This is a genomic window from Streptomyces sp. NPDC002680 (genome assembly GCF_042889145.1).
Lineage (GTDB): Bacteria > Actinomycetota > Actinomycetes > Streptomycetales > Streptomycetaceae > Streptomyces > Streptomyces adonidis.
Genome location: NZ_JBIAQP010000004.1, coordinates 317,418 through 335,283, shown reverse-complemented (window position 1 = coordinate 335,283; position 17,866 = coordinate 317,418). Strand labels below are relative to the sequence as shown.

Annotated in this window: 16 protein-coding genes; 9 read left to right on the top strand and 7 right to left on the bottom strand. The window is 71.8% G+C overall.

Annotated features, from left to right (window positions below; all coding sequences use genetic code 11):
- Positions 1 to 2 precede the first annotated feature (2 nt).
- From ACFYXF_RS13850 to ACFYXF_RS13815, 8 genes are all read left to right on the top strand, one after another.
- Entirely contained in the window at positions 3 to 974 is a 972-nt protein-coding gene (locus ACFYXF_RS13850; protein ID WP_389349755.1) for an ABC transporter permease, read from the top strand.
- On the top strand, positions 971 to 2,419 hold the full coding sequence (locus ACFYXF_RS13845; protein WP_389349754.1) for an ABC transporter permease subunit: 1,449 nt from the start codon (positions 971 to 973) through the stop codon (positions 2,417 to 2,419). Before ACFYXF_RS13850 ends, ACFYXF_RS13845 begins: the two co-directional genes overlap by 4 nt.
- On the top strand, positions 2,416 to 3,384 hold the full coding sequence (locus tag ACFYXF_RS13840; RefSeq protein ID WP_389349753.1) for an ABC transporter ATP-binding protein: 969 nt from the start codon (positions 2,416 to 2,418) through the stop codon (positions 3,382 to 3,384). Before ACFYXF_RS13845 ends, ACFYXF_RS13840 begins: the two co-directional genes overlap by 4 nt.
- The gene (locus ACFYXF_RS13835) at positions 3,381 to 4,103 is read left to right on the top strand and encodes an ABC transporter ATP-binding protein (protein ID WP_389349752.1); all 723 of its coding nucleotides are present in this window, start codon (positions 3,381 to 3,383) and stop codon (positions 4,101 to 4,103) included. The genes ACFYXF_RS13840 and ACFYXF_RS13835 overlap by 4 nt, the downstream gene beginning before the upstream one ends.
- Positions 4,100 to 5,134 carry a P1 family peptidase gene (locus ACFYXF_RS13830; protein ID WP_389349751.1) on the top strand — a complete coding sequence of 345 codons (1,035 nt, stop codon included), beginning with the start codon at positions 4,100 to 4,102 and terminating at the stop codon, positions 5,132 to 5,134. Before ACFYXF_RS13835 ends, ACFYXF_RS13830 begins: the two co-directional genes overlap by 4 nt.
- Positions 5,104 to 6,204: a C45 family autoproteolytic acyltransferase/hydolase gene (locus ACFYXF_RS13825; RefSeq protein WP_389349750.1), complete on the top strand. Its 1,101-nt coding sequence runs from the start codon at positions 5,104 to 5,106 to the stop codon at positions 6,202 to 6,204. The genes ACFYXF_RS13830 and ACFYXF_RS13825 overlap by 31 nt, the downstream gene beginning before the upstream one ends.
- Positions 6,189 to 7,973 (top strand): MOSC domain-containing protein, encoded by a 1,785-nt coding sequence (locus ACFYXF_RS13820; protein WP_389349749.1) that lies wholly within the window; start codon positions 6,189 to 6,191, stop codon positions 7,971 to 7,973. The genes ACFYXF_RS13825 and ACFYXF_RS13820 overlap by 16 nt, the downstream gene beginning before the upstream one ends.
- 64 nt (positions 7,974 to 8,037) lie before the next feature.
- Positions 8,038 to 9,279 (top strand): MalY/PatB family protein, encoded by a 1,242-nt coding sequence (locus tag ACFYXF_RS13815; protein ID WP_389349748.1) that lies wholly within the window; start codon positions 8,038 to 8,040, stop codon positions 9,277 to 9,279.
- Positions 9,280 to 9,287: 8 nt separating this feature from the next.
- Here the strand turns inward: ACFYXF_RS13815 and ACFYXF_RS13810 are convergent, their stop codons facing one another.
- The 3 genes from ACFYXF_RS13810 to ACFYXF_RS13800 form a co-directional block, all read right to left on the bottom strand.
- Positions 9,288 to 9,431 (bottom strand): hypothetical protein, encoded by a 144-nt coding sequence (locus ACFYXF_RS13810; protein ID WP_389349747.1) that lies wholly within the window; start codon positions 9,429 to 9,431, stop codon positions 9,288 to 9,290.
- A 49-nt stretch (positions 9,432 to 9,480) separates the two neighbouring features.
- Positions 9,481 to 9,951 carry a GNAT family N-acetyltransferase gene (locus tag ACFYXF_RS13805; protein ID WP_389349746.1) on the bottom strand — a complete coding sequence of 157 codons (471 nt, stop codon included), beginning with the start codon at positions 9,949 to 9,951 and terminating at the stop codon, positions 9,481 to 9,483.
- A 166-nt stretch (positions 9,952 to 10,117) separates the two neighbouring features.
- Positions 10,118 to 10,837, bottom strand: coding sequence for an alpha/beta hydrolase (locus ACFYXF_RS13800; RefSeq protein WP_389349745.1), 720 nt, complete (start codon positions 10,835 to 10,837; stop codon positions 10,118 to 10,120).
- A gap of 251 nt (positions 10,838 to 11,088) precedes the next feature.
- Between ACFYXF_RS13800 and ACFYXF_RS13795 the strand changes: the two genes are divergently transcribed.
- Entirely contained in the window at positions 11,089 to 12,843 is a 1,755-nt protein-coding gene (locus tag ACFYXF_RS13795; protein WP_389349744.1) for an esterase, read from the top strand.
- A gap of 78 nt (positions 12,844 to 12,921) precedes the next feature.
- On the opposite strand, the gene ACFYXF_RS13790 is transcribed toward ACFYXF_RS13795, so the two are convergent.
- The 4 genes from ACFYXF_RS13790 to ACFYXF_RS13775 form a co-directional block, all read right to left on the bottom strand.
- Complete coding sequence (locus ACFYXF_RS13790; protein ID WP_389349743.1) at positions 12,922 to 14,103, bottom strand: cytochrome P450; 1,182 nt, start codon at positions 14,101 to 14,103, stop codon at positions 12,922 to 12,924.
- Positions 14,104 to 14,157: 54 nt separating this feature from the next.
- Entirely contained in the window at positions 14,158 to 15,264 is a 1,107-nt protein-coding gene (locus ACFYXF_RS13785) for an NAD(P)/FAD-dependent oxidoreductase (protein WP_389349742.1), read from the bottom strand.
- Complete coding sequence (locus ACFYXF_RS13780; RefSeq protein WP_389349741.1) at positions 15,261 to 15,455, bottom strand: ferredoxin; 195 nt, start codon at positions 15,453 to 15,455, stop codon at positions 15,261 to 15,263. Before ACFYXF_RS13780 ends, ACFYXF_RS13785 begins: the two co-directional genes overlap by 4 nt.
- A gap of 66 nt (positions 15,456 to 15,521) precedes the next feature.
- Positions 15,522 to 17,801 carry an ATP-binding protein gene (locus ACFYXF_RS13775; RefSeq protein ID WP_389349740.1) on the bottom strand — a complete coding sequence of 760 codons (2,280 nt, stop codon included), beginning with the start codon at positions 17,799 to 17,801 and terminating at the stop codon, positions 15,522 to 15,524.
- Positions 17,802 to 17,866: the final 65 nt, after the last annotated feature.

The window sequence follows — 17,866 nt, the reverse complement described above, 5'->3', positions numbered from 1 at the left end:
CCATGGACCACATCCGCTGGCTCCTGGGCCGTACCGCCACCGCCGCCCTCACCCTCTTCGGCGCCTCGGTGCTGATCTTCGCGGCGGTCCGCGCCATGCCCGGCAGCTACACCGACCTGGTCCTCGGACCGCTCGCGAGCCGCGCCGAGAAGGCGGAGGCCGCGGCCCGGTTCGGCCTCGACCGGCCGGTCGTCGAGCAGTACGGATACTGGCTGCGCAACGCCGTCCAGGGCGACTTCGGCACCTCGCTCGCCGCCCGCACCCCGGTCGCCGCCGAGTTCGGCGACCGCCTCCCGGTCACCGTCACCCTCACCCTCCTCGCCCTCCTCCTCACCGTCGCCGTCGGCGTCCCGCTCGGCGTGTACACCGGCACCCGGGACGGCGGCGGACGCGGGGGAGTGCCGGGCCGGCTGGTCAGCGCCTTCGGCATGAGCCTGCCGGAGTTCGTCCTCGGCAGCCTCGTGGTGTTCCTGTTCACCCGCTACAGCCTGGGCCTGACCGTCGGGACGTACGTCCCCTGGTCCCAGGACCCGCTCGGCTCCGTCGGCTCCCTGATCCTGCCCGCCTGCGTGCTCGCCGTGTTCTGCGTCGCCGCGACCGCCCGCACCACCCGGGACGCGGTGCTCGGCGTGCTGGTCGAACCCCACATCGCGGCGGCGGTGGCCCGTGGCGAACCGAAGGGATTCATCGTGCGCCACCACGTCCTGCGCAACGCGGCGGTCCCCGTCCTCACCCTGGTGGCCACCCTCAGCGCCTACCTCCTCGGCGGCACGGTCATCGTGGAGCGCCTCTTCAACGTCCCCGGCCTCGGCTCGTACCTCGTCGACGGCCTCGACCGCCGCGACTACGCGGTGATCCAGGCGGGCGTGCTCCTCGCGGCGGCCGTGTTCATCACCACCAACCTGCTGGTGGACCTGGTCAGCGGGCTGATCGACCCGAGGATCGGCACGATCGGAAAGGAGGCGACGGGATGAAGAGGAAGGAACTCCGGCCCCGGCCGACCCGAAACCCGGAGGCCGACCCGGCCGCACGGACCGCCGGGACGGCGACTCCGGGCGCCGAGTCGGCCGCGCCGAGTGCTGACTCGACGGGCCGGGGCTGCGAGTCGGCTCCCCCGACCGCCGACCCGACAGCCTCGGGCGCCGAGTTGGCCGCGCTGGACGCCGATCCGGCAGCCTCGGGCGGCGAGTTGGCCGCGTCGGGCGCCGACCCGATGGCCTCGGGCGGCGAGTTGGCCGCGCTGGACGCCGATCCGGCAGCCTCGGGCGCCGAGTTGGCCGCGTCGGACGCCGACCCGATGGCCTCGGCCGTCGAGTTGCCTGAGCCGACCGCCGACCCGGCAGCCTCGGGCGCCGAGTTGGCCGCGTCGGACGCCGACCAGACGGCCCCGGCCGCCAAGTTGCCCGCGTCGGACGCCGACCAGACGGCCCCGGCCGCCAAGTTGCCCGCGTCGGACGCCGACCAGACGGCCCCGGCCGCCAAGTTGCCCGCGCCGACCGCCAACCAGACAGCCCCGGGCCCCGAGTCGCCCGCGCCGAAGTCCGGCGTGGCCGCCGCGGGCGGATCCCTCCCTCGCCGTATCCGCCGCGCGGCAGCCATGCGTGGCTACGACGGCCTCTTCCGCACCGCCCTGTGGGTGCTCGTCGCCCTCGTCCTTGTCACCCTCGTCGGGCAACTCGCCGGCATCGGCGGCCGCCCCGACGCCATCGTCGGCCCGCGTCTGTCACCCCCGGCCGCCGGCTGGCCCCTCGGCACCGACAACCTGGGTCGCTCCCTGCTGCCCCGGCTGTTCCAGGGCGTCGGTACCACCCTGCTGCTGTCCGCCTTCGCCGTCACCTGCACGGCGGTCATCAGCACGGCGCTCGGCGTCCTCGCCGGCTACCGGGGCGGCCGTACCGCCGAGGTGATCCTGCGGATCGGGGACGTGCTCTATGCCTTCCCCGCCATCGTCCTCGCCGTCCTGGTCGCCGCCGTCCTCGGCCCCGGCCGTACGGCGGCCCTCGCCGCGATCGTCCTGGTGACCGTCCCGCTCATGACCCGCATGGTCGGCATCGCCGCCCGCGCGGTCGCGCGCCGCGAGTTCGTCACCGCCGCCCGGATCAGCGGCGTCCGCGCTCCGACGATCATGCTCCGGCACATCCTGCCCAACGTCGCCGGCACCGTCGCCGTCCAGGGCACCTACGCCCTGTCCGTCGGCATCCTCGTCGAGGGCGGCCTCAGTTTCCTCGGCTACGGCGTCCAACTCCCGGACGCCTCCCTCGGGTTGCTCATACAGGAGGGCGGCCTCTACATGGTCGGTGCGCCCTGGCTGATCGTCGCTCCCGGAGTCGTCCTGATCGCCGCGATCATGGCCGTCAACCTCATCGGGGACAGCCTGCGCGACCGCTTCGAACCCCGCGAGACGAGGTCGCTGGTATGACGACACCGTTGCTGGAGATCGAGGACGTCGTCGCCGAGTACCGCACCGGCAAGCGCGTCGTCCGCGCCCTCGACGGCGCCTCCCTCACCGTCGGCCGCGGCGAGACCGTCGGCGTCGTCGGCGAGTCAGGCTCCGGCAAGTCCACCCTGGGCCTGCTCGTCGGACGCCTGCTGCCCAAGGCCACCACCTACCCCCGTGGCCGGGTCCTGCTCGACGGCGAGTCCGTGCTCGACATGCCCGCCGACCGCCTCGCCCAACTCCGGCGCGACCGGCTGGCGTTCGTCCCGCAGGACCCCGTCGGCGCCCTCGACCCGACCCTGCGCATCGGCCGCCAGCTGCGGCTGGCCCTGCGCGCCACCGGGGCGGACCCGGCCGCCCTCCTCGACGGCGTCCGCATCAACGACCCCGAACGCGTCCTGCGCCTCTACCCGCACGAGATCTCCGGCGGCATGGCCCAACGCGTCATCGTCGCCATGGCCATGGCCCGCAAACCGGACCTGCTGATCGCCGACGAACCCACCGCCGCCCTCGACACCCAGGTCCGCGAGGAAGTGCTGCGGCTGCTCTTCGGGCTCGCCGCCGACAACGGCACCACCGTGCTGTGGCTCAGCCACGACCTCGGCGGAGTCGCCCGCCGGTGCGCGCGCATCGCCGTCATGTACGGCGGCCGCGTCGTCGAGGACGGAGCCACCGCCCAGGTCCTCACCGCACCCCGGCACCCCTACACCGCCGCCCTGTCCGCCGCCGACCCCGCCCGCGCGAAGGACGGCACCAGACTCCTCACCATCGGCGGCACGCCACCGGTCCTCACCGAGGACACCCCCGGCTGCGTCTTCTGCCCGCGCTGCCCCTCGGCCGCCGACGACTGCCGTACGACCCGTCCGGCACCCCGCACGGTCGAGAGCCGGACGCTGCTGTGCCACCACCCGGCCACGGCACCGCTGGAAAAGGAGGAGGCCCGATGAGCGAACCGGTCCTCGAACTGGACTCCGTGTCCGTCGTGTTCAAGAAACTCACCGCGGTGAAGGACGTCAGCTTCCGCATCGCCGCCGGCGAGACTCTCGGCCTGGCCGGCGAGTCCGGCTCCGGCAAGACGACCACGGGCTCCGTCGCCCTCGGCCTGCGCCGCCCCACCTCCGGCACGGTCCGCTTCCCGTACGGCGGACGGCGTACCCGCGCCGGAGAGGTCCAGGCCGTCCTCCAGAACCCCCACTGGTCCCTCAACCCCCGTCTGACGGTGGCCGATTCGGTCGCCGAACCCCTCGCCGCCGCCCAGGGCGGCCGACTGCGCACCCACCACCCGGCGGTCCTGCGCATCCTCGACCAGGTCGGCCTGCCCGCCTCCTTCGCCGAACGGCTCCCGCACGAACTCTCCGGCGGCCAGCGCCAACGCGTCGCCATCGCCCGCGCGTTGATCACCCACCCAAAGTTCATCGTCCTCGACGAAGCCGTCAGCGCCCTGGACGTGTCCGTACAGGCGCAGATCCTCAACCTCGTCCACGACCTCCAGACCGAACACGGCTTCGGAGCCCTGTTCATCTCCCACGACCTCGCCGCCGTGCGCTACCTCGCCCACCGCGTCGCGGTGATGCGCGCCGGGGAGATCGTCGAACTCGCCGACGCCAAGCGCTTCTACGCCACCCCGCAGCACCCCTACTCACGACAGCTCCTGGAGACGCTATGACGCTCACCGAGCACACGGCACCGGCCGCCCGGATCATCCCGCCACCGTCCTTCGGCCCGGCCAAGAGCAACGGCGACTACGACCTCGTGCCGCAGCCCAGCCCAGGCCGAGGCACCGTCGAGTACGACTTCCCCGGCGTCGAGGTCGGCACCGCCCAGTACACGGAGGGCCCCACCGGCACCACCGTCGTCCATGTCCCGGCCGGCGCCCGCATGTTCATCGACGAGCGCGGCGGCGCCATCGGCCTGTCCTACGGCGACAAGCAGTACGCCCACGCGATCTGCCTCTCCGGCGGCTCGCTCTACGGGCTCGGCGCCTGCGCCGGGGTCGCCGACGAGCTGCGGGCCCGGGTGGACCACCAGGTCGGCTGGGACGCCCTCAAGTGCGTGTCGGGCGCGATCATCTACGACTTCGCGGCCCGCGGGAACGCCGTGGTCCCCGACGCGGCCCTCGGCCGGGCCGCCCTGCGCATGGCCTCGACGGACCGGGTCCCCGTGGGCCGGGCCGGTGCCGGGATCAGCGCCTCCGTCGGCAAGATCGACTGGTCCCGCTGTGAGTTCTCGGGCCAGGGCGCCGCCTACCGGCAGATCGGCGACATCAAGATCCTCGCCGTGACCGTGGTCAACGCGGTCGGCGTGATCGTCGACCGCGACGGCACCGTGATCCGCGGCAACTACGACCCCGCCACCGGCACCCGCCGGCTGCCCCACCTCGACTACCAGGCCGCCTTCGCCGGCGACGGCCCGACCACCGCGCACGGCAACACCACCATCTCGGCGCTGATCACCAACGTACGGCTCGACGACCGGGCCCTGGAACAGTTCGGCAGACAGGTGCACGGCTCCATGAACCGGGGCATCCAGCCCTTCCACACCAACCTCGACGGCGACACCCTCTTCACCCTCACCACCGACGAGGTCGACCTGCCGACGACCCCCTCCCGGATCGGCGCCCACGCCATCAACTCCGTGGGCCTCGGCGCCATCGCGGCCGAGGTGATGTGGGACGCGGTCCTGAGCAGCGCCCGGTGATCGCCCGCCACCACACCGACACCGCCGACCCGGCGGAACGCGGCCACACCGTCGGCACCGCCGACCGGACCCGCATACGCAGGAGCATCACCGAGTACCGGCGGCTCTTCGAGGCCGTACACGTCGATCCCGCGCTGCTGCCGTCGTACGGCGAACAGGCCGCCGAGGAGATACGGCGCTGGGCGCCCGCCCTGCACACCGAACTCGTCGCCCTGGCCCGGGGCGCGGGCGTGGAGCCGTGGCAGCTCGGGATGCTCAACGCCCGCACCGAGATCCTCGCGACCGTCGGCGCCACCGCCGACGGCGAGTGCACCACCGCCGTGTACGTCGGTGGCCCCGGCGCCCCGCACACCATCCAGACCTGGGACTGGCACGAGGAGTTCACCGACACCAAGAACCTGGTCCGGCACCGGACCGGCCGGACCGGTGAGGTGCGGACCTTCACGGAGGCCGGCATCCTCGGCAAGATCGGCCTCAACTCGGCAGGTCTTGGGCTGCACTTCAACATCCTCAGCCACACCGCCGACGGCGCGCGCATCGGTGTCCCGGTGCACATCGTGGCCCGCAGGATCCTCGACGAGGCCGCCACCCTCGCCGAGGCCGTCGACATCGCCAGGTCGGCGGACGTCTCGGCGTCCACCGTGCTGACGGTCGTCACCCACGACGGACGGCACGGCGACGCCGTGTGCGTCGAACTCAGCCCGGCCGGCACCGCCGTACTGCCCCCGGACAGCGACGGATACCTCCTGCACACCAACCACTTCCTCGATCCCCGCCTCGCCGCCGGGGAGCTGGCCGCGCCCACCGCCGGGACCTACGCCCGGCTCGAACACCTCGCCGCCCGGCGGAAGTTGCTCGCCTCGCCCGACCCGGCCCGCTGGACCGAGCTGCTCGACGTCCACGAGAGCGACGGCGCCCCGGTGTGCTGCCATCCGCAGCCGGGGCTGCCGTTCCACCAGCAGTGGCGCACGCTCCTCACGGTCCGGCTGGACCTGGCGGAGGGCCGGCTGAGCTGCCACGACGGCGGTCCCTGCACGGCGGGGGAGGAGTCGGCGTGGGAGCATTTCTGACGGCCGTGTACCGGTACCCCGTCAAGGGACTGCCGGGCCAACCACTGCCCCATGCCGAGCTGACGGTCGGTCAAGGGCTGCCGCTGGACCGTGTCTTCGGCCTCTCCGAGGACGCGGTGCCGGTCAAGGCGAACGCGAACGGCTGGATCTCCAGCGAGGTCCTGCTGCGCCTGCGCAAGCATGCCGAACTCGGCGCCTACGGGCTGACGTTGGAGCCGGACGCCGTACGGCTCACCGCCCCCGACGGCCGTGAGCTGCGGATCGCCCTGGACGGCGGCGACCTGAGGGAGACCGACGAGCGGATCCGTGACCTGCTCGGGCCGGTCCGCCTGGAGCGCCCCGGCGCCGCGCTGTGGGACTGGCCAGACGCACCCCTGTCCGTCATCAACCTCGACACGGTGGAGGCGCTCACGGCGGCGGCCGGAGTCCCGGTCGACCACCTCCGCTTCCGGGCCAACCTCTACGTCTCCGGCCTCGGCGCCTGGAACGAACTGGAGTTGCCCGGACATCGGGTCCAACTCGGCGCGGCGGAGCTGGAGTTCACGTTCCCCACAGAGCGCTGCCGTGCGACCACCGTCCGCCCCGGAACGGGGGTGCGCGACCTGAACGTCCCGGCGCTGCTGGCCTCCCGCTTCGGGCACCTGTACTGCGGGGTGTACGCCCGGGTCGTGCGCGGAGGCAGGATCGAGGTCGGGGACCGGCTCACGCACCGGGGGAGTGCACAGGGGAGTGCACCCGCGATGCCCCGGTACGCCGCCCGTCTGGCCGAACACGGCCGCCCCCGCTGGGCCGAACTGATCGGGCGGACCGAGGAGAGCCCCACCGTCACCACCTTCGCCTTCCGCGCCCCCGCCGGTGCCGGGTGCCGCCCCGGCCAGCACCTCCGCCTCCATCTCACCGACGACGAAGGCCCGTTGTGGCGGTGCTACACCCTCACGGGGGCGGCCGAGACCGAACTGCGCATCAGCGTCAAACGGATCGCCGACGGCCGCATGTCACCCTGGCTGCACGCCCTGCCGCTCGGCTCCCGGGTGCTCCTGTCCGGCCCGTACGGCACCGAGTTGACGACCGACGCCTCCGACCGCCCGCTCCTGCTCGCGGTGGCGGGCATCGGCATCACCCCCGTCCTCGCCGTCCTCCGTGACCTGCTGGACACAGCCCCCGAGCGCCCCGTCACCGTGCTGAACGTCGTCCGCAGCAACGCCGAGACCCCGCTGTGGGAACCGGTGCTCGAACTCGTCGCGAAACTGCCGAACGCCACGGCACGGCTGTACGTCACCGACCCCGGGGTCGAACTGCCGTGCGGGGCCCGGCCCGGCCGCCCCACCGCTGCTGACCTGCGTGAACTGGCGGCGGACGGGACGGTTGAGGCGTACCTCTGGGGCCCGCCCGGCTTCGTCGACACGGTCCGAACGGCGCTGCTGTCCGCAGGCGTTCCGGGCGACGCCGTCACCGACGAGCGCTTCCTGTCACCGCGCCCGGTGGCCCTCGACGAACGGCCACCGCCCGAGCCCGGCCCGTTCACCGTGGAGTACACGGCGAGCGGCACGCGTGCCACCTGGACCTCGGACAGCGGCACGCTCCTCGACACGGCCGAAGCGGCGGGCCTCAAGCTGCCCTCGGCCTGCCGCGCGGGAGCCTGCGGAAGCTGCCGCCAGCGGATCACCGGCAAGGTCGCACACCTCAGCGAACCGGCCGTACCACTGGACGCCGACCAGGCACTGCTGTGCTGCGCCGTGCCGGTCGGCGACGTGGAGGTGCATGCGTGAGCGCGAGCGGGGCGGAATCAAAAGCGGCGGATTTCATTCAGGCCCCTTCGCGTATTTTGGCCGCATGGACTCCTCTCCGCGAGAAACTCCTGTCCCCGACGGCTCGAACCCGCTGCGCAGCCTCTCCCTGGAACAGCTGAGGAAGCGGACGAGCATGAAGTGGCGCACCTACCCGGACGACGTGCTGCCGTTGTGGGTGGCCGAGATGCACGTGCCACTGGCCGAGCCGGTCGCGCGGGCCATCACGGACGCGGTGGCGCTCGGAGACACCGGATATCCGGCCGGCACGGGATACGCCGAGGCGCTCGCGGAGTTCGCGAGCAAGCGGTGGGGCTGGGACGGCCTCGCGGTGGAGCGTACGGCGATCGTGCCCGATGTGATGCTGGGCATCGTCGAGATGCTCAAGCTGGTCTCGGGACCGGGCGATCCGGTGATCGTCAACTCGCCTGTGTATCCGCCGTTCTACCAGTTCGTCGGGAACATGGGCAGACCGATCGTGGAAGCCCCGTTGGGCCCGGACTTCCGGATCGACTTCGTGGCGCTGGAGGAGGCGTTCGCGCGTGCCCGCAAGGGTGGTGGGCGGCCCGTGTACCTGCTCTGCAGTCCGCACAACCCGACCGGCACCGTGCACACCGCCACCGAGCTGGCGGATGCCGCGCGACTGGCCCGGACGTACGGTGTGCGCGTCGTGGCGGACGAGATCCACGCCCCGCTCCTGGCCGGAGGCGTGCGGTTCGTCCCGTACCTGACCGTGCCGGGTGCCGAGAACGGCCTGTCGCTGATGTCCGCGTCGAAGGGCTGGAACCTCGCGGGTCTCAAGGCCGCCCTCGCAGTCGCCGGGCCCGGCGCGTCGGACGACCTGGCCCGTATTCCCGAAGAGGTCAGCCACGGCCCCAGCCACGTCGGCGTCATCGCCCACACGGCCGCGCTGCGGGACGGAGGGGACTGGCTCGACAGCTTGCTCGCGGGCCTCGACGACAACCGCCGTCTGCTGGCCGACCTGTTGGCCGAGCAACTCCCGGCCGTGCGCTACGAACCGGCCCAGGGTACATATCTGGCGTGGCTGGACTGTCGAGCGCTGGATCTGGCCGGGGACCCGGCGACCGTCTTCCTGGAGCGCGGCCGGGTCGCCCTCAACTCGGGGACGGACTTCGGCACCGGGGGAGCGGGCTTCGTACGCATGAACCTGGCGACCTCCCCCGAGCTGATCACGGAGGGGGTCCGCCGGATGGCCGTGGCCCTCCTCGACGACGGGGGCGCTGCCCAACACATTGGCGGCGCCCCCGCGTTGCGACCTGAACAGTGACGCCCGAATCAGGTCGGGTCTGTCTCCAGGTCGACTCGCGTGGCCGGCTCGCCTGCTGCCCACATCTCGCGGGCGCGTGGCAGGCAGTCCTCCTCTGATTCCACGTCGTCCGCGTCGGACCCCGGACGGCCACGCTCGTGCGCGTCGCTCATCGCCACGGCGAACTCGTGGCCCAGCCTCTTCCTGACCTGACCGTCTCTCTCAGCTCAACGTCAAGTGCACGAGATCGATCTCCTGGCCCCGAGCCCGCGCGAAGCAACGGGTGTGCCCGGTCACGACGAAGCCGCACTTCTCCAGTACCCGGATGGACCCGGCGTTGTCAGCAGCGGCGTCGGCGTGCAGCGGGCGGGTCGCCTCCAGCTTGATCAGCTCAGCGAGCGTCTGGGAGGCGATGCCTCGACCCCAGTGGGACCGCCCGACGACATAGGTGACCTCCCGCTCGGAGGGCGAACCGAACACCGCTGCGTGCCCTGCCACTACGCCGTCGGCGAGAACGGTCCGCAGGACCACTGCCGGATCGGACCGCACCTTGGCCCAGTGCTGGTCGAAGTGGTCGCGGTCGTAGTGGTACTTCCTGGTCACAGCCGCCATCTGCTGCAGTTCGGGGTCCGTCAACTGCTCCCAGAAGACCGGCAAGTCGCTGTCCTGAAGTTCACGCAGGGATATCTCCATGGCTGTGGTGTCAGCCTCCGCAAGATCGCTGCCGAAGTGGTCGGCCCAGCCTAGGGCCACCTCCCGGTTACGGGACAACCATTTGGTCGGCTGCGGCTGGGGTCCGTACGGGCTCGCCGTCCGGGCCTGTCGGTCGGCCCGGTGAGGCCCCCCGCTGTTCGCCCGATCAGTCGGCGCCGAGCCGCAACAGGATCTCGGCCACCGCCGTCGGTGCGGTCACCATCAGGTCGTGGCCGGAATCGACCACCCACGTCCGCTCGTTGCCGGTCAGCGCCTCCGCGGTGCCGGGCGGGGCCATGGACAAGGACGACGTGGTGTGGACCTCGGTGCGGGGGATCCGGGTCAGGGCCGCGGGGTCCTTGAGCCGCAGTGGCTGCTCGAAGCACTTCCACGGATGCGGCGTGAGCCTGTCCCACATCCATGCGACGTCCTCGGGCTCGGTGATCCCGTAGTACTTGACGGCGTCGGAGTCGGGCCACAGCACCAGTTCCACGCCGTCCACCACTCGGGCCCCGGCCCGGGCGGCGGCCATGAGTTCGCCGGCCACCTGGACGAGGGACTGCTCGTTCTCGGGAATCGCGGCGTCGAGGTAGACGAGGTGGGCGATCCGCTCGGGTGCCCGGTCGGCGACTCCGGTGATGACCATCCCGCCGTAGCTGTGCCCCACCAGGACGACATCGGTGCAGTCCTCGTACCGCAGGACACCCACGACGTCCGTGATGTGGGTGTCCAGGTCGATGTCCGGGCGCAGCAGATGGGCGCGCTCGCCCAGGCCGGTCAGCGTCGGCGTGTACACCTCGTGCCCCGCCGCCCGCAGCAGGGGTGTCAGCCGCTGCCAGCACCAACCGCCGTGCCCGCCACCGTGTACCAGGACGTACGTAGCCATCTCTGACCTCGCTCCCCGTCGGACAACGGACCGTCGCCCGGGCGCTGTCAGCAAAGCACAGCGTCGGCGGTCTTCCCCAGAGAGGGCGTACACCTTCTAACAAAATTATCATCGAAATTGTTAACAATCCTGGGGTCCAGCCGACAGTCTGAGACCCGAAGGAGCCGCACGGCCCGACCTGCCCGCGACGTCGCTGAGGCGGTGGACAGGTACGGCTGTGACCACACAACCCGCTCACAAGGAGTCTACGGGTGGACATCAACCGCAGGACCGTCATTCGGAGCGCCACGGGCGCCGCAGCCCTGGCCGCGTTCGGGACCGTCGCGGGCACGGCAGGCACGGCTTTCGCCGGCACCTCGTCGTCGAGCAGTTCGTCGAGCACGTCCTCGGCGTACTCGCTGGAGCTCGATTCCACTGCCTGGTCGTACGACTCGACCAACGACGTGTACTACCAGATAGGGAAGATGTACGTCGCGAATCCGGCCGCGACGGACTACGAGAACCTGTCGATCTACGTGCCGGGGGCCTATCTGAAGGCCACCGTGAACAGCGACGGGACCACGTACACCGCGACGCTCAACCCGAAGGGCACCGTCGGCGCCTACTCGGGACGCACGGCGCCGATCGTCATCCCGGTCAACACCCCTGGTTACGCCGGGCAGAAGCCGGCCACGTCCTACAGCTACAGCAGCGTGTCGAAGTACCTCGCGGCCGGGCACATCTACGTGTGGCCGGGCCTGCGCGGCCGGGACAGCTCGACCAGCACCCGCTCCGACGCCGCCCCCTGGGGTGTGACCGACCTGAAGGCCGCGGTCCGCTTCCTCCGGTACAACCGGAGCGTCCTGCCCGGCAGTACGGACGACATCGTCCTGTTCGGCATGAGCGGCGGCGGCGCCCAGGACACCGTGGCGGGCACGTCCGGTGACAGCCCCCTGTACCACCCGTACCTGCGCACGATCGGCGCGGCGATGGAGGACGCCAAGGGCAGGCCCCTCAGCGACGCGGTCGCCGGCGTCATGGCCTGGTGCCCGATCACCAACCTGCACGAGGCCAACCTGTCCTACGAGTGGAACATGGGCCAGTTCGCCTCGACCGGCACACGCGCGTCCGGCACCTGGACCAGCGCCTACTCGACGGACCTCGCGAAGGCCTGGCCCAAGTACGTCAACCGCCTGGGTCTGCGCGACGAGAAGGGCAGGCGCCTGAAGCTGACCGAGTCCAGCAGCGGCATCCATCTGGCCGGCAGCTACTACGACCACCTGATCGGGGTGATCACCACCTCGCTGAACAACTTCCTGTCCGACAACACCTTCCCGTACACCATCACGACGCAGGGCGGCCCGCCCGGATCGGGCTCGACGGGGTCCTCGACCACGTACGCGACGGTCGCCGACTACATCGCCTACCTCAACACCGGCAGCACCTGGGTGACGTACGACGCCACGACCAACACCGTGACGGTGTCCGGCCTCGAAGGCTTCGTGAAGAGCCAGAAGACGGGGAACAAGCCGGTCGGCGCGTTCGACGGGTACTCCCGCGGGCAGACCGAGAACAACGTCTTCGCGATGGGGCTGGGAGCTCCGTCGCACTTCGCGCCGCTCACCCGTGACGTCGTCAAGGCGAACGAGGCGACGTACGCCACGTACTCCGACTGGAACTCCGCCTACGGCTCCTCGGCGTACGACAGCGACTTCGCCCAGAAGGACAGCGTCGGCAAGGACATGGCCTGGCGGAACGACGCGTACAACCCGATGTACTTCCTCTCGCCCGCCTTCGCCGGCTACCGGAAGTCGCAGGTGGCGCGGCACTGGCGTATCCGCACCGGCATCATGCAGGGCGACACGGCCAACACGACCGAGATCAACATCGCCCTGGCCCTCCAGAACTACGGCATCCGCGACATCGACTTCGCCACCGTGTGGGCCCAGGGGCACACCCAGGCCGAGCGCACCGGTGACTCGACGACGAACTTCATCACCTGGGTGGAGTCCGTCGTCAGGAAGTGATCGCCGGTTCGGACCAGGGGCATTGAGCGGGTGAGGGGGCGGGTTCGGACACGCCCCCTCACCCACCGGTCTCCCAGGTCAGCTGATCCGTACCGGCAGACTCCGGAAGCCGCGGGTGATGTTGTTGAGGGCGCGGACCGGTTCGCCGGTCAGCTCGATCCGCTCCACGCGGGCCGCCAACGCCTTGAGTACGGCGTGGACTTCGAGGCGGGCCAGGCCCTGACCCGCGCAGCCGTGGTTGCCGTAGCCGAAGGCGAGGTGGTCGACGGGGTTGCGGGTGATGTCGAAGCGGTCGGGGTCGGGGAAATGCCGCTCGTCGCGGTTGGCGGCGCCGTAACTGTGCAGGACCCGGGCGCCGGACGGGATGACGACCCCCTCGCCGAGATCGACCTCACGGGTGGTGACCCGGGAGAAGACCTGGATGGGGCTCTCCAGGCGGACGACCTCGTTGAACGCGGAGGGCGCCAGCGACGGGTCCGCGCGCAGCAGGTCCCACTGCCCGGGGTGACGGGCGAACAGCCACATCCCGCTGGAGATCGCCGAGATGGTGGTGTCGAAGGCGGCCACCACATAACCGGCGAGCAGACCGATCGCGCCCTCGACGGGGATCCGACCGGCCTTGTGGGCCTCGATCATGGTCCAGCCGAAGCCGCCTGGAATCAGGTTCTCCTTGGTCACGACCTCGGCGAGAAAGCCCATCAGCGCCTCGACCTTCGGAACGGCGGCCGCCGTACGCGGGCAGACCGGCCCGGACGAGTCGAACCATCCGGCGGCCATGTCGAGCAGTTGGTCGCGACCTTCCTGCGGCCAGCCGATGAGGTCCATGATCACGTGCACGGGAAGGTCCTGGGCCAGGTCGGTGACGGCGTCGAAGGTCCCCAACGCCACCAGTTCATCGACCAGTTGCTCGGCGCGACGGTCGATGCCCTCGGCGACCGGACGCAGCGCGCGCGGGGAGAGCCGGTCGGTGAACAGCTTGCGCTGCTCGGTCTGCGCGGGCGGGTCCAGGTTGATCAGGGCGCTGGCCCAGGCCTCGTTGAAGCCGGGGTTGAGGCCGATGCCCTGCCCGGAGGAGAAGGTCTCCCAGTCACCGAGGGCCGAACGCACCTGCTCGTAGCGGGAGATGAACCACAGGTCGTGCCGGCTCAGATGCACGGCAGGCCCCAGGTCGCGCAGCGCCTTGTACTGCGGATACGGATCGGCGAGTGCCTCGTCGCTGAACAGGTCGAGGTCGGAGGACAGGGGCGTGGCGGTGGTCATGGCGATCTCCTTTGATCGTGAGCTGCGATGTTCTGCGACGGGCGGCAGAAGGCGTTACGCGGCGAGCGCGCGCAAACGGGCCACGGGAATACGGTGGTTGAGGGCTGCGGCCACCGGGCGGGACACGTGGTCCCAGCGCAGAAGCGCGGACAGGTCGGAGACCGAGCCCTTCAGCACGGTGGGTTCCCCGGCGGCGGGCAGGTTTCCGGCGAGCTTGACGGCCAGGCCGAACGCCTCGGTCCAGAAATACGGCTGCGGGGTGTACGGCGGTGCTTCGTCGCCGTGCAGCAACGCGGCGACACCCGCCCTGGCCTGGCCGATCGCGCTGTCCCAGTGCGGGGTGCGCCGGAAACGCCCGTCGCCGGTCGGGAAGGCGGCGACATCACCGACGGCGACGACGTCCGGGGCGCCGGCCCGGCAGCGCTCGTCGACCACGACCCCGCCGAGCAGAGACAGCCCGGAGCCCTCCAGCCACTCGATGTTGGGACGGCAGCCGACGGCGGCGATCACGAGATCGGCCTCCAGGCGTCTGCCGTCGGCGAGTTGGGCGCCGTACGGCATCGGCGTGACGCCGTCGGGGGAGACGACGGTCCGTACGCCGTGTTCCCGCGTGGCCCGCTCGAACAGCTCGGCCAGGTAAGGCCCCAGCGTGGCGACGAAGGGTGCCTGGAGGTCGACGACGGTGACGTTGAGCCCGAGTCCGGCGGCGACGGAGGCGATCTCCATGCCCAGGAAGCCGCCGCCGATCACCAACAGGCTCCGGGCCCGGGTGAGTTCGGCGCGGAGCCGCAGGGCGTCGTCCAGGGTGCGCAGGACGAGCCCGTGCTCGCCCAGGGTGCGGGCTCGCGCCCCGGTGGCGATCACGAGTCTGTCGTACGGGATCTCCTCGCCGCCTTCGACCCGCACCCGCCGGGCGTCCAGGTCCAGGCCGGTCGCCCGGGTTCCCGTCCGCACCTCGACATCCGTGTCGCCGAGACTCGGGAGCGCGACCGAAGCAGCGTCCTCGGTGCCCTTCAGTACCCCCTTGGACAGCGGGGGCCGGGTGTAGGCCTCCCGGGGCTCGTCCCCGACGAGTGTGATCGCCCCGTCCCAGCCCTGGCGCCGCAGCTCGTCGACGGCGGTCACTCCGGCGAGCGACCCGCCGACCACGACGGCCCTCATCGGCCGACCTTCAGCGCGGCCACGGGACAGGCCCGGGTGGCCGCCTCGGCCTTCTCGGCCAGTTCGCCGGGGATCTCGTCCAGCAGGACGGTCACGACCCCGTCGTCGTCGAGCCCGAAGACCTCGGGCGCGGCCTGTTCACAGAATCCGAAGCCGTCGCAGCGGCTCTCGTCCACGTCGATGTGCACCATGCGGCCACCCTCGGCGCGGGGGCCCGCGGGGGCTATGGGTGGAACTACGGGGTAGGTACCCGGTCGCTAAGGGGTGGGTAGGTGGTGCTCCGTCACCCAGGCCGCCACCTGCGCACGGGAGCCGAAGCCGAGCTTGGCGAGGATGTGCTCGACATGGCCGTCGACCGTACGCGGCGACAGGACCAGCGCGGCGGCGATCCGCCGGTTGCTCATCCCCTGGGCCACCAGCGCGGCCACCTCGCGCTCCCGACGGGTCAACTGACCCGCCCTGGGCGGGGGCGCCGGTTCCGGCGGGGCGTCGAGCGCGTACGCGATGGCCCGCGCCGGCCGCTCGTGCGCGCCGCCCTCGACGAGCGCCGCCTCGTACGCCGCCGTGCCCAGCGCCCGTACGACCGACCGCTCGCACCGGTCGTGCCGCTCGGCGAGATGAGGGCCGAAGGCCGCGATCGTGGTGCCGATGTGCTGCCACAGGGACCGGACGGAGCCCAGCAACCGGGCGGCCCGGGCGTGATCGCCCTGGGACGCGGTGATCCAGGCCAGCAGCTCCATCATCAGCGCGGTGCCGACGTAGTCGTTGAAGCCCTGCTGGATGTCGAGCCCGGCCCGGGTGAGCGCCGTACCGGAGTCCGCGTCGCCGTGCACCCAGGCGTCGTGGCCCAGGGCCCACAGCGCGTACGACCTGCTCCACCGTTCGCCGTGTTCCTCGGCGGTGGTCACGGCCAGGCGACCGGTCCGCTCGGCGTGCGGGTCGGCGGTGTGGGCCTGGGCGACGGCGAGCTGGAAGAGGGAGATCAGGGCGCCCGGGCCGTCGCCCACCGCGTCGTGCGCGGCCACCGCCCGCCCGTACCAGAAAGCGGCCTCCTCCAGATGGCCCCGGAACAGTGCCGACGTTCCCCGGAAGCCCTGGACGTACGCGGACACCACGGGGTCGTCGAGCCGGCGGCCCAGCTCTTCCGCTTCCGCCAGTGCGCGGTCCGCCGCCGGATGGTCGCCCTGGAGCAGCGCTGCCCAGGCGGCCACCCACAGGGCCTTGGCCCGGGCGGGCGTGGGGTCCGGGGCCGCCGCCAAGGCACGCTCCAGCCACCGTCGGCCCTCGCCGAGGAAGCCGTCGGCGCACCAGTGGAAGCGCAGCGCGGCGGCGAGCGCCAGCGCGGACTGGGGGTCGCTGTGCTCCAGGGCGATGCGCAGGTTGCCGTGCTCGGCACGCAGCCGGGCCAGGCCCTCCTCCTGGCCGGGGCCGTACCAGTCGTCGGCGATCCGCTCGGCGAGGCCGCGGTGGAAGTCGCGGTGCAGCACGCGGACACGGTCCCCCTCACCGGACTCGGCGAGCTTCTCCGCGCCGTACTGCCGAATGGTCTCCAGCAGCCAGTAGCGCGGCTGGCCCTCGCGTTCGGTGATGAGGACGACGGACTGGGCGACCAGACGGTCGAGGAGGTCGAGGACGTCCGTGCGGGAGATCCCGTCAGCACCGGCATCGGTGACATCCGCGCAGACTCCCTCGGCCGCGTCCAGGCCGAAGCCGCCGGCGAACACCGACAGCCGGTTCCACAGCAGCCGCTCGGCGGGGGCGCACAGCTCGTAGCTCCAGTCGATGAGTGCGCGCAGGGTGCGTTGCCGGGGGCGGGCGGCGCGGCTGCCCCCGGTGAGGAGGGCGAAGCGGTCCTCCAGGCGGTCCGTCACCTGGTCGACGGTGAGTGTGCGCAGCCGGGCGGCGGCCAGCTCGATCGCCAGCGGCAGCCCGTCGAGGCGGGTGCACAGGCGTGTCACGGCGTCCCGGTTGCCGTCGGTGATGTAGAACTCCGGGCGGTGCGCGGCGGCCCGGTCGCGCAGCAGTTCGACGGCCTCGTCCGGCACCGACAGCGGGGCGACGGTGAAGACGTGCTCCCCGGCGAGGCCCAGGGTCTGTCGGCTGGTCGCCAGGACACGCAGGCCGGGGGCGGCCGACAGCAGCGCGTCCGCGAGTGCGGCGCAGGCGTCGACCAGGTGCTCGCAGTTGTCCAGCACGATCAGGCACTGGCGCTCGGCCAGATAGGCGGCGAGCTGTTCGACTGCGGGCCTGGCCGACAGATCGGGCATGCCGAGAGCGGTGGCGGTCACCTCGGCCACGGTCGCCGGGTCCTGCACCGGGGCCAGATCCACCAGCCACACCCCGTCGGCGAAGCCCTTGCGCGCCGTGGCCGCGACCTCCAGCGCCAGCCGAGTCTTGCCCACCCCGCCGACACCGGTCAGTGTCAGCAGCCGGGCTTCGGCGAGGCGGCGGCGGATCTCCGCGATGTCCCGCCGCCGGCCGACGAACGTCGTGTAGGCCGTCGGCAGGTTCCCCGCTCGGGCGGGTGAGGTGGTCACGGGTTAACGCTAAGGAAACCTGTCGGTCGAGGGCAAGCTGTCGGGGCCACTGGGGGCAGCCGCCA

Bases quoted from the DNA above. Each gene is read 5' to 3' on its own strand.
- ACFYXF_RS13810 (WP_389349747.1), bottom strand. From the start codon at position 9,431: ATGAGCGACGCGCACGAGCGTGGCCGTCCGGGGTCCGACGCGGACGAC.
- ACFYXF_RS13815 (WP_389349748.1), top strand. From the start codon at position 8,038: ATGGACTCCTCTCCGCGAGAAACTCCTGTCCCCGACGGCTCGAACCCG.
- ACFYXF_RS13840 (WP_389349753.1), top strand. From the start codon at position 2,416: ATGACGACACCGTTGCTGGAGATCGAGGACGTCGTCGCCGAGTACCGC.
- ACFYXF_RS13835 (WP_389349752.1), top strand. From the start codon at position 3,381: ATGAGCGAACCGGTCCTCGAACTGGACTCCGTGTCCGTCGTGTTCAAG.
- ACFYXF_RS13805 (WP_389349746.1), bottom strand. From the start codon at position 9,951: ATGGAGATATCCCTGCGTGAACTTCAGGACAGCGACTTGCCGGTCTTC.
- ACFYXF_RS13830 (WP_389349751.1), top strand. From the start codon at position 4,100: ATGACGCTCACCGAGCACACGGCACCGGCCGCCCGGATCATCCCGCCA.
- ACFYXF_RS13785 (WP_389349742.1), bottom strand. From the start codon at position 15,264: ATGAGGGCCGTCGTGGTCGGCGGGTCGCTCGCCGGAGTGACCGCCGTC.
- ACFYXF_RS13790 (WP_389349743.1), bottom strand. From the start codon at position 14,103: ATGACCACCGCCACGCCCCTGTCCTCCGACCTCGACCTGTTCAGCGAC.
- ACFYXF_RS13800 (WP_389349745.1), bottom strand. From the start codon at position 10,837: ATGGCTACGTACGTCCTGGTACACGGTGGCGGGCACGGCGGTTGGTGC.
- ACFYXF_RS13780 (WP_389349741.1), bottom strand. From the start codon at position 15,455: ATGGTGCACATCGACGTGGACGAGAGCCGCTGCGACGGCTTCGGATTC.
- ACFYXF_RS13850 (WP_389349755.1), top strand. From the start codon at position 3: ATGGACCACATCCGCTGGCTCCTGGGCCGTACCGCCACCGCCGCCCTC.
- ACFYXF_RS13845 (WP_389349754.1), top strand. From the start codon at position 971: ATGAAGAGGAAGGAACTCCGGCCCCGGCCGACCCGAAACCCGGAGGCC.